Origin of the sequence: Borreliella bissettiae DN127 (assembly GCF_000222305.1) — a bacterium.
Taxonomy (GTDB): Bacteria; Spirochaetota; Spirochaetia; order Borreliales; family Borreliaceae; genus Borreliella; species Borreliella carolinensis.
This window is the reverse complement of the sequence record NC_015921.1, coordinates 426,457-442,803: the sequence shown is the minus strand read 5'-3', so window position 1 is coordinate 442,803 and position 16,347 is coordinate 426,457. Positions and strand designations below refer to the sequence as shown.

At 33.9% G+C, this 16,347-nt stretch carries 6 protein-coding genes, 1 tRNA gene and 4 rRNA genes; 8 read left to right on the top strand and 3 right to left on the bottom strand.

Features of this window, described 5'->3' with window-relative positions; all coding sequences use genetic code 11:
* Nucleotides 1–643 precede the first annotated feature (643 nt).
* Nucleotides 644–717: transfer RNA gene (locus BBIDN127_RS02090), tRNA-Ile, on the bottom strand.
* A 357-nt stretch (nucleotides 718–1,074) separates the two neighbouring features.
* Between BBIDN127_RS02090 and BBIDN127_RS02085 the strand changes: the two genes are divergently transcribed.
* The 8 genes from BBIDN127_RS02085 to rrp1 all read left to right on the top strand — a co-directional run bounded on the left by BBIDN127_RS02085 (nucleotide 1,075) and on the right by rrp1 (nucleotide 14,625).
* The gene (locus BBIDN127_RS02085) at nucleotides 1,075–1,635 is read left to right on the top strand and encodes a DNA-3-methyladenine glycosylase (RefSeq protein WP_044054956.1); all 561 of its coding nucleotides are present in this window, start codon (nucleotides 1,075–1,077) and stop codon (nucleotides 1,633–1,635) included.
* Between the two features lie 131 nt (nucleotides 1,636–1,766).
* Nucleotides 1,767–2,606 carry a Cof-type HAD-IIB family hydrolase gene (locus BBIDN127_RS02080; protein WP_044054955.1) on the top strand — a complete coding sequence of 280 codons (840 nt, stop codon included), beginning with the start codon at nucleotides 1,767–1,769 and terminating at the stop codon, nucleotides 2,604–2,606.
* Between the two features lie 201 nt (nucleotides 2,607–2,807).
* Nucleotides 2,808–5,736, top strand: a 23S ribosomal RNA gene (locus BBIDN127_RS02075).
* A gap of 23 nt (nucleotides 5,737–5,759) precedes the next feature.
* Nucleotides 5,760–5,870, top strand: a 5S ribosomal RNA gene (gene rrf, locus BBIDN127_RS02070).
* Nucleotides 5,871–6,055: 185 nt separating this feature from the next.
* Nucleotides 6,056–8,985: ribosomal RNA gene (locus tag BBIDN127_RS02065) — 23S ribosomal RNA — on the top strand.
* A gap of 23 nt (nucleotides 8,986–9,008) precedes the next feature.
* A 5S ribosomal RNA gene (gene rrf, locus BBIDN127_RS02060) occupies nucleotides 9,009–9,119 on the top strand.
* A 98-nt stretch (nucleotides 9,120–9,217) separates the two neighbouring features.
* Nucleotides 9,218–13,699: an ATP-binding protein gene (locus BBIDN127_RS02055; protein ID WP_014023654.1), complete on the top strand. Its 4,482-nt coding sequence runs from the start codon at nucleotides 9,218–9,220 to the stop codon at nucleotides 13,697–13,699.
* Between the two features lie 2 nt (nucleotides 13,700–13,701).
* Nucleotides 13,702–14,625: a cyclic-di-GMP-producing response regulator Rrp1 gene (gene rrp1, locus BBIDN127_RS02050; protein ID WP_094248963.1), complete on the top strand. Its 924-nt coding sequence runs from the start codon at nucleotides 13,702–13,704 to the stop codon at nucleotides 14,623–14,625.
* Between the two features lie 18 nt (nucleotides 14,626–14,643).
* On the opposite strand, the gene BBIDN127_RS02045 is transcribed toward rrp1, so the two are convergent.
* Together BBIDN127_RS02045 and BBIDN127_RS02040 are read right to left on the bottom strand one after the other, a co-directional pair.
* Complete coding sequence (locus BBIDN127_RS02045) at nucleotides 14,644–15,693, bottom strand: hypothetical protein (RefSeq protein WP_192805680.1); 1,050 nt, start codon at nucleotides 15,691–15,693, stop codon at nucleotides 14,644–14,646.
* Complete coding sequence (locus BBIDN127_RS02040; RefSeq protein ID WP_014023651.1) at nucleotides 15,672–16,328, bottom strand: adenylate kinase; 657 nt, start codon at nucleotides 16,326–16,328, stop codon at nucleotides 15,672–15,674. The genes BBIDN127_RS02045 and BBIDN127_RS02040 overlap by 22 nt, the downstream gene beginning before the upstream one ends.
* Nucleotides 16,329–16,347: the final 19 nt, after the last annotated feature.

Sequence of the window (16,347 nt, the reverse complement as noted above, 5' to 3'; positions counted from 1 at the left end):
GATTTTGGCTATAAAGCGGAGGGTAAGGCTTGTGTTTAAGTTATTGCTCTTATGTCCTACGCACATGTTTACAATGTCCTGTACAAATCGAAGAGAAACGGTGATTTGAAGCAAAAGCTTAAAGCGGGTTTCAGCATGGACTGCATTTTGAAACTCGACTTCATGAAGTTGTAATCGCTAGTAATCGTATATTGGGATGATACGATGAGTACGTTCTCAGGCACTTGTACACCGCTTGCCCGTTACATCGTCCGAGTATGGGGATGGTTCTCCGAAGTATTATCCTAACCCGTAAGGGAGAAGGTATTTAAGGTCCGTTTGGGGAGAGAAATGAGGTCGTAACAAGAAGCTCGTACTTTCCAGTATGGCTTGGATTAGCCTCTTTTAAATAGAAAGATAAATTAAGGCTAATTTTATTGATTATTCTTTTTGCTTTTATTTTTATGAAAAAGTTTTTGAAGTTGAGGTAAATTTTTAGTTTAAAATTTAGAAAAAATAAATCTTTAACAAGTGTTTGGTAGTATTCAGCTTAATATTTAATTAAGATTTGTTTAATAGTAAGTACAATTTTAGATTTTAGGGTTTTTACATTACTAACTATAGCTTAAAGTAATATTGCCGCACTTAAAACAATGAAATACATTGGGACCAGGATGAGTTGAACATCCGACCTCAGGTTTATCAGACCTGCGCTCTAACCACCTGAGCTATGATCCCTTAAACATACAATTCTTTTACAAATTTTATTTAAATCTTATGACTTTGTCAATATCTCTTATACCTTTAAAAGACATAAGAGATATTGTGTATAGTTTATAATTTTTTACATATTTATCAATGTCCTCTATTTTATATTTTAGATTAGCATTTTCATATAAGATGATTTAAGTTGAATCAGTTTAGCTCTTTAAGTTTTTTGGATTAAAAATCTAAAAAACTTATTGAACTATGTATTTATTGGATGATTAAATTATTTTAGTTTTTATTTTTATTATGGGCAATATGCTTGTATGTTTTGCAGGTATGTTTTGGCAATAATTTTTTTTATTATTATCTTGTTTTAAAATTGGGTTTATGGATCGATGTTTTTTTTTGCAAGATGCTGCTATCGTTGCAAAGTTATTGCTTGGTAATTTGTTGATCAGAAAGATCAACAAAGAGGAAGTGGTTACCAGAATTGTTGAAACAGAAGCTTATATGGGGATAACAGATAGTGCCTGTCATTCTTATGGTGGCAAGATAACAAATCGCACAAGTGCTATGTATAGCATTGGGGGATATTCTTATGTGTATATAATATATGGCATGCATTACATGTTTAACATTGTGACTGCAGATAAAAATAATCCCCAAGCTGTTTTAATCAGAAGCGTAGAGCCCATTTCTCCATTATTGGGGGAGAAAAGTATTCTTACCAATGGTCCTGGAAAACTTACAAAATTTTTAAACATTGATTTAACTTTCAATAAAGTTGATCTTATTGGGAATAATGAGCTTTTTTTACAAAGGGGCATGAATCTAGATTTTAATATAGTTTGTTCAAAAAGAATCAATATTGATTATGCAAAAGAGAGTGATATAAACAAGCCTTGGAGATTTTATATCGAAGATAACAAATTTGTTTCAAGGCGTTGATTTTCATTTAAATGTATTTTTAAAAAATTTTAAAAATTTAATATTATTAAATTTGATTATTTTATTCTTTAAAAGTAATTTATTGAGAATAAATTATTTGTGATAGTATACTTTACAAGAGAGATTTATATATGAATTCTAATTATAAAAGATATAAAATGCTGGTTTTTGACCTTGATGGCACTTTATTGAACAACAATCATGAGATTACTTTTTTAACCCTTGAAGTTCTTTTGGCTTTGGAAAAAGATTTTAAAATAATTATTGCAACCGGTAGAAGATTAAGTGAAGTTAAAAATATTAGGAATCAATTAAAAAAAATTAGTGTTAATGAAAATTATCTTGTAACGGCGAATGGGGCTGAAGTGTTTTTGCAAGAAAATTTAATTTTTAGACATGCAATGAGTTATGGCTTAGCAAAAGAAATTCTCAAGATACATAAAGACAATGTTGATGTTAATCTTTATACTTTTGATACTTGGTATTCTAATGCATATGTTAAAAGTCCTATTATGAAACATTTTATTAGGGATTTGGGCTTAAATGTTACTATTGGAGATCTGGCTAAACTAAACGTTGACTCTGTTTCTAAGATTGTTTATTATTGTGATGATTTGGCAATTCTTAATAAACTTGACAATGAGATTAGGGGTAAGGATTTCAAGGACATAAGGGTGTTTTTTTCTTCTAAAGATTTATTAGAGGTTACCAATATTAATGCTAATAAGTATAATGCTATTGAAAATATTGCTTTTCTTGAAAGTATTCCATTGTATGATGTTTTAGCTTTTGGAGATAATAATAATGATTATGAGATGCTCAAAAATCTTGGCAAAGGGGTTTTAATGAAAAATGCCAATGAATTTCTTAAAATTAATTTAGCAAATAACGAAATGACAAAATTTAGTAATGATGAGGATGGTGTTGCTAAGTTTTTAATTGATTTTTTTGAGCTTAATATTAAGTATTAATTTGTATTCGAGTGTTTAATGTATTTGTGTTATTTTTAGCAGAATTTTCTATTTAAAATATAAATTTTTTATTTATAATGTATTTTTGTAAATTTATTTATTAAAATATTAGAATAAGTATTGACATGGATTAAACAAAGATATATATTATTTTATGTTGTATAAACAAATTGGCAAAATAGAGATGGAAGATAAAAATATGGTCAAAGTAATAAGAGTCTATGGTGAATGCCTAGGAGCTTTAAGGCGAAGAAGGTCGTGGTAAGCTGCGAAAAGCTTGGGGGAGAAGCAAACATTTATTGATCCCAAGATTACCGAATGGAGTAATCCAGCTAGCAAGATGCTAGTTATCTATTATTTAAATAATAGAGGCGATACCAGGGGAAGTGAACCATCTAAGTACCCTGAGGAAAAGAAATCAAAGAGATTCCCTTAGTAGTGGCGAGCGAAAAGGGAGTAGCCCAAACTTTAAATGTGTCAAGCTGCAGAGCGTTGCATTTATGGGGTTGTAGGACGTTTAAGCTTAGTCTGTGATAAGCAAAAAAGTTACAAAATATTTATATAGAAGAATAATCTGGAAAGATTAACCAAAGAAGGTGATAGTCCTGTAATTTAAATGTAAATATCTTTTTAAAATGTTCCTGAGTAGGACGAGGCACGAGAAACCTTGTTTGAAGCTGGGGAGACCACTCTCCAAGGCTAAATACTAAAAAGCTACCGATAGAGAAGAGTACCGTGAGGGAAAGGTGAAAAGAACCCCGGGAGGGGAGTGAAATAGAACTGAAACCGTAGACTTACAAGCAGTCAAAGCCGCAATTAATTGCGGTGATGGCGTGCCTTTTGCATAATGAACCTGCGAGTTATCATGTCTAGCAAGATTAAAGCATAGAAGTGCTGGAGTCGAAGCGAAAGCGAGTCTTAAAAGGGCGATTTAGTTAGATGTGGTAGACCCGAAGCCGAGTGATCTATTTATGGCCAGGCTGAAGCTTGGGTAAAACCAAGTGGAGGGCCGAACTCTAGTCTGTTTAAAAAGGCAGGGATGAGCTGTGAATAGGAGTGAAAGGCTAAACAAACTCGGAGATAGCTGGTTCTCCCCGAAATGGATTTAAGTTCAGCCTTATTTTAGTTTAATAGAGGTAGAGCACTAATTGAGCTAGGGCCTGTCAAAGGGTACCAAACTCAGTTAAACTCCGAATGCTATTAAATGATGAATAGGAGTGAGACTATGGGCGATAAGGTTCATAGTCGAGAGGGAAACAACCCAGACCAACAGCTAAGGTCTCAAAAATGTGTTAAGTGGAAAAGGAGGTTTAGGTACGTAAACAGCCAGGAGGTTGGCTTAGAAGCAGCCATACCTTTAAAGAGTGCGTAATAGCTCACTGGTCGAGTACTTAAGCGCCGATAATGTAACGGGGCTAAGCACATTACCGAAGCTTTGGATCTTAACGAAAGTTAGGGTGGTAGGGGAGCGTTCTGTAAGCCAGAGAAGTTAAACTGGAAAGTTTGATGGAGGTATCAGAAGTGAGAATGCAGGTATGAGTAACGAAAAAATGGGTGAGATCCCCATTCGCCGAAAACCTAAGGTTTCCTGGGTAAAGGTCGTCTTCCCAGGGTTAGTCGGCCCCTAAGGCAAAGCTGAAAAGCGTAGTCGATGGGAAACGGGTTAATATTCCCGTACCTCTTATAGTTTCGATGGAGTGACGCATGAGGTTAACTACTGCTAGGCGATGGTTGTCCTAGTTTAAGCATTAAGGTGATGATCTTAATAGGAAAATCCGTTAAGAGAGCTAAGATGTGATGATGAGTGCTATTTAGGTAGCATGAAATGTAGGTAGTCAAGGTGCCAAGAAATAACTTCTAAGGTTAGGCTATAAGGGACCGTACCGCAAACCGACACAGGTAGGTGGGATGAAAATTCTAAGGCGCGCGAGAGAATCCACGTTAAGGAACTCTGCAAAATACGTACGTAACTTCGGAATAAGTACGACCTAAGCAATTAGGTAGCATAAAAATGGTCCAAACGACTGTTTACCAAAAACACAGGTCTCTGCAAATCTGCAAAGAGAAGTATAGGGACTGACACCTGCCCGGTGCTGGAAGGTTAAGAGGAGATGTTAGTTTATTCGAAGCATTGAATTTAAGCCCCAGTAAACGGCGGCCGTAACTATAACGGTCCTAAGGTAGCGAAATTCCTTGTCGGGTAAGTTCCGACCCGCACGAATGGTGTAACGATTTGGACGCTGTCTCAACGTGGAGCTCGGTGAAATTGAAGTATCGGTGAAGATGCCGATTACTTGTGGTTAGACGGAAAGACCCCGTGAACCTTTACTATAGCCTGGTATTGAGATTTGATTAAATATGTGTAGGATAGGTGGGAGACTTTGAAGCTATCTCGTTAGGGGTAGTGGAGTCAATCTTGAAATACCACCCTTGTTTAATTAGGTTTCTAACTTATAGAAATATGAGGAGAGTGCCAGGTGGGTAGTTTGACTGGGGCGGTCGCCTCCTAAAGAGTAACGGAGGTGCGCAAAGGTTACCTTAGAGTGGTTGGAAATCACTTTGTAAGTGTAAAGGCATAAGGTAGCTTAACTGTAAGACTGACAAGTCGAACAGATACGAAAGTAGGTCTTAGTGATCTGGCGGTGGCAAGTGGAAGCGCCGTCACTTAACGAATAAAAGGTACTCCGGGGATAACAGGCTTATCCTTCCCAAGAGTTCACATCGACGGAAGGGTTTGGCACCTCGATGTCGGCTCATCGCATCCTAGGGCTGGAGCAGGTCCTAAGGGTATGGCTGTTCGCCATTTAAAGCGGTACGCGAGCTGGGTTCAGAACGTCGTGAGACAGTTTGGTCCCTATCTGCCACAAGCGTTGGATATTTGAGAGGAGCTATCTTTAGTACGAGAGGACCGAGATGGACGAACCTCTAGTGTGCCAGTTATCCTGCCAAGGGTAAGTGCTGGGTAGCTACGTTCGGAAAGGATAACCGCTGAAAGCATCTAAGTGGGAAGCCTTCCTCAAGATGAGATATCCTTTAAGGGTCCTGGAAGAATACCAGGTTGATAGGTTAGAAGTGTAAGTATAGTAATATATTAAGCTGACTAATACTAATTACCCGTATCTTTGGCCATATTTTTGTCTTCCTTGTAAAGACCCTGGTGGTTAAAGAAAAGAGGAAACACCTGTTATCATTCCGAACACAGAAGTTAAGCTCTTTTTCGCTGATGGTACTGCGAGTTCGCGGGAGAGTAGGTTATTGCCAGGGTTTTTATTTTTATATTTTAAATCTTGATTTTATTTTATGTTTTTTAAATGTTTGTTAGTTTTTTTGAATGTGTTATTTAAATAACATAAAAAATAAAATATATATTGACATGGATTAAACAAAGATATATATTATTTTATGTTGCGTAAACAAATTGGCAAAATAGAGATGGAAGATAAAAATATGGTCAAAGTAATAAGAGTCTATGGTGAATGCCTAGGAGCTTTAAGGCGAAGAAGGTCGTGGTAAGCTGCGAAAAGCTTGGGGGGAGAAGCAAACATTTATTGATCCCAAGATTACCGAATGGAGTAATCCAGCTAGTAGGATGCTAGTTATCTATTATTTAAATAATAGAGGCGATACCAGGGGAAGTGAACCATCTAAGTACCCTGAGGAAAAGAAATCAAAGAGATTCCCTTAGTAGTGGCGAGCGAAAAGGGAGTAGCCCAAACTTTAAATGTGTCAAGCTGCAGAGCGTTGCATTTATGGGGTTGTAGGACGTTTAAGCTTAGTCTGTGATAAGCAAAAAAGTTACAAAATATTTATATAGAAGAATAATCTGGAAAGATTAACCAAAGAAGGTGATAGTCCTGTAATTTAAATGTAAATATCTTTTTAAAATGTTCCTGAGTAGGACGAGGCACGAGAAACCTTGTTTGAAGCTGGGGAGACCACTCTCCAAGGCTAAATACTAAAAAGCTACCGATAGAGAAGAGTACCGTGAGGGAAAGGTGAAAAGAACCCCGGGAGGGGAGTGAAATAGAACTGAAACCGTAGACTTACAAGCAGTCAAAGCCGTAATTAATTGCGGTGATGGCGTGCCTTTTGCATAATGAACCTGCGAGTTATCATGTCTAGCAAGATTAAAGCATAGAAGTGCTGGAGTCGAAGCGAAAGCGAGTCTTAAAAGGGCGATTTAGTTAGATGTGGTAGACCCGAAGCCGAGTGATCTATTTATGGCCAGGCTGAAGCTTGGGTAAAACCAAGTGGAGGGCCGAACTCTAGTCTGTTTAAAAAGGCAGGGATGAGCTGTGAATAGGAGTGAAAGGCTAAACAAACTCGGAGATAGCTGGTTCTCCCCGAAATGGATTTAAGTTCAGCCTTATTTTAGTTTAATAGAGGTAGAGCACTAATTGAGCTAGGGCCTGTCAAAGGGTACCAAACTCAGTTAAACTCCGAATGCTATTAAATGATGAATAGGAGTGAGACTATGGGCGATAAGGTTCATAGTCGAGAGGGAAACAACCCAGACCAACAGCTAAGGTCTCAAAAATGTGTTAAGTGGAAAAGGAGGTTTAGGTACGTAAACAGCCAGGAGGTTGGCTTAGAAGCAGCCATACCTTTAAAGAGTGCGTAATAGCTCACTGGTCGAGTACTTAAGCGCCGATAATGTAACGGGGCTAAGCACATTACCGAAGCTTTGGATCTTAACGAAAGTTAAGATGGTAGGGGAGCGTTCTGTAAGCCAGAGAAGTTAAACTGAAAAGTTTGATGGAGGTATCAGAAGTGAGAATGCAGGTATGAGTAACGAAAAAATGGGTGAGATCCCCATTCGCCGAAAACCTAAGGTTTCCTGGGTAAAGGTCGTCTTCCCAGGGTTAGTCGGCCCCTAAGGCAAAGCTGAAAAGCGTAGTCGATGGGAAACGGGTTAATATTCCCGTACCTCTTATAGTTTCGATGGAGTGACGCATGAGGTTAACTACTGCTAGGCGATGGTTGTCCTAGTTTAAGCATTAAGGTGATGATCTTAATAGGAAAATCCGTTAAGAGAGCTAAGATGTGATGATGAGTGCTATTTAGGTAGCATGAAATGTAGGTAGTCAAGGTGCCAAGAAATAACTTCTAAGGTTAGGCTATAAGGGACCGTACCGCAAACCGACACAGGTAGGTGGGATGAAAATTCTAAGGCGCGCGAGAGAATCCACGTTAAGGAACTCTGCAAAATACGTACGTAACTTCGGAATAAGTACGACCTAAGCAATTAGGTAGCATAAAAATGGTCCAAACGACTGTTTACCAAAAACACAGGTCTCTGCAAATCTGCAAAGAGAAGTATAGGGACTGACACCTGCCCGGTGCTGGAAGGTTAAGAGGAGATGTTAGTTTATTCGAAGCATTGAATTTAAGCCCCAGTAAACGGCGGCCGTAACTATAACGGTCCTAAGGTAGCGAAATTCCTTGTCGGGTAAGTTCCGACCCGCACGAATGGTGTAACGATTTGGACGCTGTCTCAACGTGGAGCTCGGTGAAATTGAAGTATCGGTGAAGATGCCGATTACTTGTGGTTAGACGGAAAGACCCCGTGAACCTTTACTATAGCCTGGTATTGAGATTTGGTTAAATATGTGTAGGATAGGTGGGAGACTTTGAAGCTATCTCGTTAGGGGTAGTGGAGTCAATCTTGAAATACCACCCTTGTTTAATTAGGTTTCTAACTTATAGAAATATGAGGAGAGTGCCAGGTGGGTAGTTTGACTGGGGCGGTCGCCTCCTAAAGAGTAACGGAGGTGCGCAAAGGTTACCTTAGAGTGGTTGGAAATCACTTTGTAAGTGTAAAGGCATAAGGTAGCTTAACTGTAAGACTGACAAGTCGAACAGATACGAAAGTAGGTCTTAGTGATCTGGCGGTGGCAAGTGGAAGCGCCGTCACTTAACGAATAAAAGGTACTCCGGGGATAACAGGCTTATCCTTCCCAAGAGTTCACATCGACGGAAGGGTTTGGCACCTCGATGTCGGCTCATCGCATCCTAGGGCTGGAGCAGGTCCTAAGGGTATGGCTGTTCGCCATTTAAAGCGGTACGCGAGCTGGGTTCAGAACGTCGTGAGACAGTTTGGTCCCTATCTGCCACAAGCGTTGGATATTTGAGAGGAGCTATCTTTAGTACGAGAGGACCGAGATGGACGAACCTCTAGTGTGCCAGTTATCCTGCCAAGGGTAAGTGCTGGGTAGCTACGTTCGGAAAGGATAACCGCTGAAAGCATCTAAGTGGGAAGCCTTCCTCAAGATGAGATATCCTTTAAGGGTCCTGGAAGAATACCAGGTTGATAGGTTAGAAGTGTAAGTATAGTAATATATTAAGCTGACTAATACTAATTACCCGTATCTTTGGCCATGTTTTTGTCTTCCTTGTAAAAACCCTGGTGGTTAAAGAAAAGAGGAAACACCTGTTATCATTCCGAACACAGAAGTTAAGCTCTTTTTCGCTGATGGTACTGCGAGTTCGCGGGAGAGTAGGTTATTGCCAGGGTTTTTATTTTTATACTTTAAGCCTTAAATTTATTGTGTATATTTATTTTTATACAGGGATAAAACTATTGTATTTTAATAAGGAAATTTTAAAATAAAATGAAAAAAGCAAACTTTTTAAGTACTAATTTTTTAATTTTACTTTTGGTTTGCTTTGTCAATGCCAATTTATTTTCCAAGGATTTTTTCAAGTTTAAGCTTATAGATCAATTTTTTCCTTTTTACTATAGGAATAATAAAGGAGAATATGAAGGGCTTATTTTTTCTATTTTAGATAAATGGGCAAAAGATAATAATGTTGATATCAGAGTTGAGCATATTGATAATTTAAATGAAAGTGAAATTGAAGACGAAGCAATATATTTAGGATTGACTTATAACACAAAATTAAATGATTTTTTTTATTTTAAAAATGAGCTTGTTAGGAGCATTTCAATTTTATTTTCTAAAAGCTCTAATAAGAAATATAAAAATACCCATTCAACATTTTTATCCAATTTTAATATAGGAGTTATTAAAAATACAATATATGAAGATATCTTAAGACTAAAAAGTGCTAACACTATTTTTTTGGCTGATAGTTCTCAAGAGTTAGTATTGGCTTTAAAAAATGATAAGGTTGACTATATATATGGTGATTGTAAGACTTTACATTATATTGCAAAGCGGTTTTTAGGTGAAGACCTTGTGATTTTTCCCGGAGATGTTTTTTATAGTATCAAAAATAGAGTGGCTATTAGTAGAAATGCACCTGAAATAGTAAAGACTTTGAATTTAGATTTGTTTTCTTATTTGATGAAAATGCCCGAAGAACTTATTATTTCCTTTTTAGATAGTACTTCTAAGGGAAATTTTGTTGATGTTGGTTTATATAATGATTATCCCCCTTTGAGTTTTATTAATTCACAGGGAAAATTATCTGGCATTTTAGTGGATTTGTGGAATCTTCTCTCAAGGCAACATATCTTTAAGCCCATTTTTAAGGGATTTCCCAAAGAAGATATTAAGAAATCATTAGATGGAAAGTCAGTGGGCATTTTTGGAGGAATTATTAGCAATGATAGTGTATTTGAAAATGTTAATTATGTAGTAAGTAAACCAATATATCCTCTTAATTTTAAATTTTATTCTAAAGACCTAAATAGTAATGCTGGTCCAATAAACTCTCAGTTTATTGATTTTAATTTTAATAACATTCAATTAAATAAGAATAAAGATATTGTTAATAACTTTATAGATATTGTTAATAATTCATATGGATTTATAGAAAATTCAATAACAACAAAATATTTATTAAAATTAAATGGATATAACGGCAGATTAAAATCTTATGATTCAATTTTTAATAAAAATAGGTTTTTAGTATTAGCTATTGATAACAGGGTTTACAAGGTTATTAAATATATTCTTAATTCTATATTTGATGATATTTCATTTGAATCTTTGCTTCAAATAGATAAAAATTGGTTAGATAAAGAAGAGATTAATAGTTCTAGAATAAATAGTTATAAAATTATGAATAAGGTTAAATTTAATATAGAAGAAAAAATTTGGTTATCAAAAAATAATAAATTAAATCTTGCTGTTAAAAATTGGTATCCAATAGATTATGTTGAAGCAAATAATTATAAAGGAATAAATCAATTTTTGCTTGATAAGATTAGAATGTTTTCAGGTTTGGAATTTAACATAATTGAAGCGCAAAATAGTTTAGATCTTAAAAAATTAATCAAATCTGGAAAAATTGATATGCTAAATACTAATGCAACCGATTCAAATTTAGAGAATGTTTTCAATATAAAATTAAATTCTCGAATTCCACTTTATATTTTTTCAAATAAAAAAAGGGTGCTTCCATCTAGAACTTTAGAAAGGTTTGCTGTACTTGAATTTTTATATAGTAAGAATTTGACCTCTAATATTAAATCAAAGCTTATTCTGGTAAGTAGCTTTAAAGAGGCCCTTCTTCTTCTTTATAAGGGAAAGGTAGATGGGATTATTAGCGATGAGTATACAGCTGCTGCTGTTTTTGAAGAATTAAATATTGTTGATGTTGAGAAACTTCCTACTTTTAGAGACTTGGCTTTTGATTTGAGTCTTGCTATTTATAATCAGGATTATATCTTAAAAGAAATTATTCAAAAAGTTGTTATGCGTTCGAATGTTGGCAGTCAGATGTATTTAAATGATTGGAAATTTGATATTTATTATAAATCCAAGGGTAGCAGGGTTAATAATTTCAAATTTCTAGTGTCAACAGTCATTTTATTTTATTTTACTTTTTTAGGATTTGTAATAATATTTATGTTTAGATTATCATTTGAGCAGAAAAGAAGATATTCTTTTGTGATGAATGAAAAAAAGATTGCGGAAGCTGCCAATGCTGCTAAAACCATTTTTATAGCTAACGTCAGCCATGATATTCGTACCCCTATTAACGGAATAATGGCGGCTACTGAGCTTTTGGATACAACCATTCTTACAAATGCTCAAAAAGACTATGTTAGGATGATAAATTATTCATCTGATTCTTTGCTTTCTTTAATTGATGATATATTGTATTTGTCTAAAATAGATGTCAATGAATTATACGTTGAGAGTCAAGAGATTGATTTAGAGAGTGAAATGGAAATGGTTTTAAAAACTTTTCAATCTCAATGTGCAAAGAAAAATATTGATTTATTCTCTTATTCTAAATCTATTTTTAAAAATTATATAAAAGGCGATATTGTAAAAATTAAACAAGTTTTAATTAATTTAATAGGAAATGCTTTTAAGTTTACAGATGATGGTGTTGTTGTTTTAAACTATGAAGAAGTATGTAGAACAAGAGCCGATGGCAATAGGATTTTAGTTACAGTTGAATTTAAGGTAATAGATACAGGCAAGGGTATTGAAAAAGAGAATTTTTCTAAGATATTTGAAATATTCAAACAAGAGGACGATTCTTCTTCAAGGGTTCATGAGGGTGCAGGATTGGGATTGTCAATATCTAGAGAGCTTGTAAGGCTAATGGGTGGCCTTGGCATTGCTGTTGATAGTAGGGTGGGAGAGGGCACCACTTTTTCATTTATGTTGCCCTTTGTATTGGGCGGTGAGCTTAAAAATAAAAATTTGTCAATAAATAGATCTCAATCAATAAATGATGATAATAAAGTATTAAATGTGCTTTTAAGTCAAAAAGCTATTAAAATTTTTGAACACTGCTCGATTTTATTGGGATGCTCTTCTAATGTGCGCTACGTAGCGTCTTTTGAGGATGCTTATAAAGTTTTCAAGGAATATCCTTTTTATAGCTTTGTTTATGTAAATGTAAATAACTATAATATCCAAGAGAGTATTCGATTTGCCAATAATATTGAAAGACTAAGTTCTGATGTGCAAATTATTTTTTTATTTTATTATTTAGATAATAAAGCTTTGAAAAATTTAAAATATATGTATGTTAAAAAGCCTTTAATGGGGCTTAGTATATGCTCTATTTATAAAAAAGAGCGTAACCCAGAAATGGATTTTGAAGACTTGGTTCCAATAGATAGTGCTTTTAAGATAAAAGAACCCATTAATGTTTTAATAGCTGAAGATAATCAGGTAAATCAAAAAGTGTTGAGAGATATTCTTGTTGTAATAGGCATTAATGAAAATTTTATTGATGTTGTAGATGATGGAGTAAAGGCTTTAAAATCTTTAAAAGATAAAAAATATGCTATTTCTTTCATTGATATACGAATGCCAAGATATGATGGATTTTCAGTGGCTAAAGAAATTAGAAAATTTGAAAAGGATAAGAATTTAAAACCGTGTGTTTTGGTTGCTGTGACAGCACATGCTTTACAAGAGTATAAAGACAGGTGTCTTGCAAGTGGTATGAATGATTATATCTCAAAACCAATACACATAAGTTCAATTAAAACTATATTAAAAAAATACTTGCAATTTGAAGTTAATGATATTTGGAAGAATGAAGATTTCAATCAACTTGTTAGTTTTCCTAATCTAGATGTTAATAGAGCTTTAAAAGAGTTAAATCTTTCATATGCATCATATTCTGAATTATGTAGAGGGCTTGTTGATTTTATCTCTATTAATATTATTGATTTAGAAAAAGCTTTTGATGAGGAAAATTTGTCTTTAGTTAAGGATATATCTCATTCAATCTCTGGAGCTCTTTCTAATATGCGTAGTGAATTGTATAAAGATTTTCAAAAAATTGAAACAAGTAAAAATTCAATTGATGAGTTGAAAAAAATGTATTTTTTTGTAAAAGATGATTTATGTCAACTAATAAGCGACATAAAGGAAAATGTTTTAGTTGAGTCTAAGATTGTTAGTGAGAATAAGCTATACTTTAAAAATAATGATCAATTTTTAAGCCTTCTCAATAAACTTTTAATTGGTATTAAGACTAGAAAGCCAAGAGAATATAGAGAAATTCTTGAGAGCATTGACAAGTATGTTTTAGACGATAATATTAAGGTATTATTTAGTGATCTTCGCAGGAATTTAAGACTATATAGATTTGCTGAGAGCTCTAAGATTCTTGAAGAGATTATTGAAATGCTTAATAATAAGAGATATTAGCAGTGGAAATGATAATTAAAGATAAAGCTTTTGAAGCAGAGAGCCAGAAGCTTTTAATTGTGGATGATTCTCCTACCAATTTAGATTTATTGGTAAGTATATTGCAAGATGCTTATGAGATTGAGGTTGCAACAAATGGGTTTGATGCTTTAAAGCAGGTTGAAAAAGATAGTCCAGATCTTGTACTTCTTGACATAGGACTTCCAGATATTAGCGGCTATGAGGTATGTAGAAAGCTAAAAAGTGATCCTGATACTAAAGAGATTCCTGTAATTTTCATTACTTCAAAGAGTTCTACAGATGCTCAACTTGAAGGATTTAACGTTGGTGGAGTAGATTATATTTTAAAACCTTTTAATAGTCGAATAATTGATGCTAGAGTTAAAACGCATCTTGAATTAAAGAGGTTAAGAGATTATTTTAAAAGCTTGTCTAGAATTGATGGGCTTACTCAAATTCCAAATAGAAGATTTTTTATGGATAAATTTTCTAAGTCGTGGATGAAGGCTTTAGAAAGCAAAGAAATAATAATTGTTGGGATGTTGGATATTGATAATTTTAAAAATTACAATGATAATTATGGTCACACAAATGGTGATGAATGTCTTAAATTGATCGCTAAAGCTCTATATAAGGTTTCTTTAAAATATAAAATAGATGTTGCTCGATATGGAGGAGAAGAATTTATTTTTTTTTCTGTTAACAAGAGTTTGAATGAAATGATTGGCATTATTAAAACAATGATTAATGATATAAAGTGCTTAAGAATAGTTCATGAGCACAGTAGTGTTTCTAGCATTGTGACTGTTTCAATTGGCCTTGCTCAAGAAATTCCTATTGATAATAATTTTACCAATATCATAAAGCTTGCTGATCGCAAGCTTTATGAGGCTAAAGTTTCTGGAAGAAATCAGTTTAGATATTAAATTTATATTTATTAGACTTTAGTATTTATAAGTTATAGAAATTCCAATGGAATCATAATAAAAATAAGAATTGCCAGTTGCTATTCTTTTTGAAATATCAGCCAGTCCAGCTGTGTTACTTGTGTATGTAGGGTTTGTAGATAATTTAAATTGAAGGCCAAGTGTTAAAGGTTTGATAACTTCAAAATTAGCAACAATAGAAATATTGTGATAAAAAATGTCACTTCCCCAGCCCTTGTTTTTCCAAGAGCTTATGTTTCTTTCTTTGCCAATTTGTGTTTTTCCTTCGTAAAGTAGCCCTATAGTGTTAAGAGGTATTGGCATTTTGTAAGCTAAAAGAGCGTAAGGTTTTATTAACATGCCATTTATATTTTTACCATCATCTGCTTTATATTTCCAAAGTTGGCCGTTTTTTGCATGGGGATTGATTAAGTATGTAAAATCATTTCCAATAACTGTAATAATATGTGTCCATTCTCCTTTAAAAATAGCGTTTAAGTCAAATTGGAATCGTCCCCCGGCTGTTATTTCTGAATAAAATTCAACAGCATTTGAATATTTTCCATTTTCAATGTGTACACCAACTCCCTTAAATCCAAAAGCTTGCCAACCTATACCAAGTTCATTTGATGCATATAAATTTAAAAAAGCAATAGGAGTAAAGCTTACTTTACTTTTAAATGAGACACTTACAGGAGATAGTCCAATATTTAAATCTATGTCTATGCCATTATTTTTAAAAAATATAGAATTGGGATTGTGCAAAGCTTTAAAATTTTTATAGTAGCCTAAATATGATATTAGTTTTATTCCCCCCCAATAGTTGACTGGAATTGTTAAACTTGGTTTAATATTTTGGAAGCTAGGTTGTTTAAAGCTTCGCGAAAAGTTGCTTCCATTTGTTCCCAGCTCGTGGGGAGGATAATAAGCAGATTGAAAATTAAGGTAAAAATATTCATTATTGAATTCTAAGTTCTGTTGATCTTGAGCAAGAATTATTTTTGCTTGCAAAATTAACAAGCAAAAGCAAATTTTTTTTAACATTTTTATTTTGAATACCTTTTCCATTTAATTTTTTTTAACATTATTTTAATTATTTGTTTTCTCATTTCATCAATCTTAACTGATGCATCAATATTGTTAAGTCTAGAGCATTTTGAGTAAAATTCTATTAATGGTTTTGTTTGTAATTTATATTCTTTAAGCCTTGTTTTTAAGGATTCTTCTTTGTCATCTTCTCGTTGGTAAAGATCTCCTCCGCAAACATCGCAAATACCAATGTTTTTTGTGGCTAGGGTATATATATTGAAAATATTATTGCAAGATTTGCAAATTCTTCTTCCCGAGAGTCTTTTTATTACCAACTCTTCATCAATTAAAAAGTTTATTATTTTTACATTTGGCAAAAATTTGTCAAGAGCTTTGGCTTGACAAATATTGCGGGGAAATCCATCTAAAATAAAATCTTTGTTATTTTTAATAGATTTAATTTTATCTTCTACTATTTTGATTGTAATTAGGTCAGGAACCAGTTCTCCCCTTTCAACAATTTTTTTTATTTCTTCCCCAAGAGTCGTAGAATTTAAAATATTTTCTCTAAATAAATCTCCTGTTGAAATATGTTGGTATTTAAATTCATTAGAAATGATTTTTGAAATAGTCCCTTTTCCAGAACCTGGAGGACCTAAGAATACAAGCCCCATATATACTCCTGTGTAAATA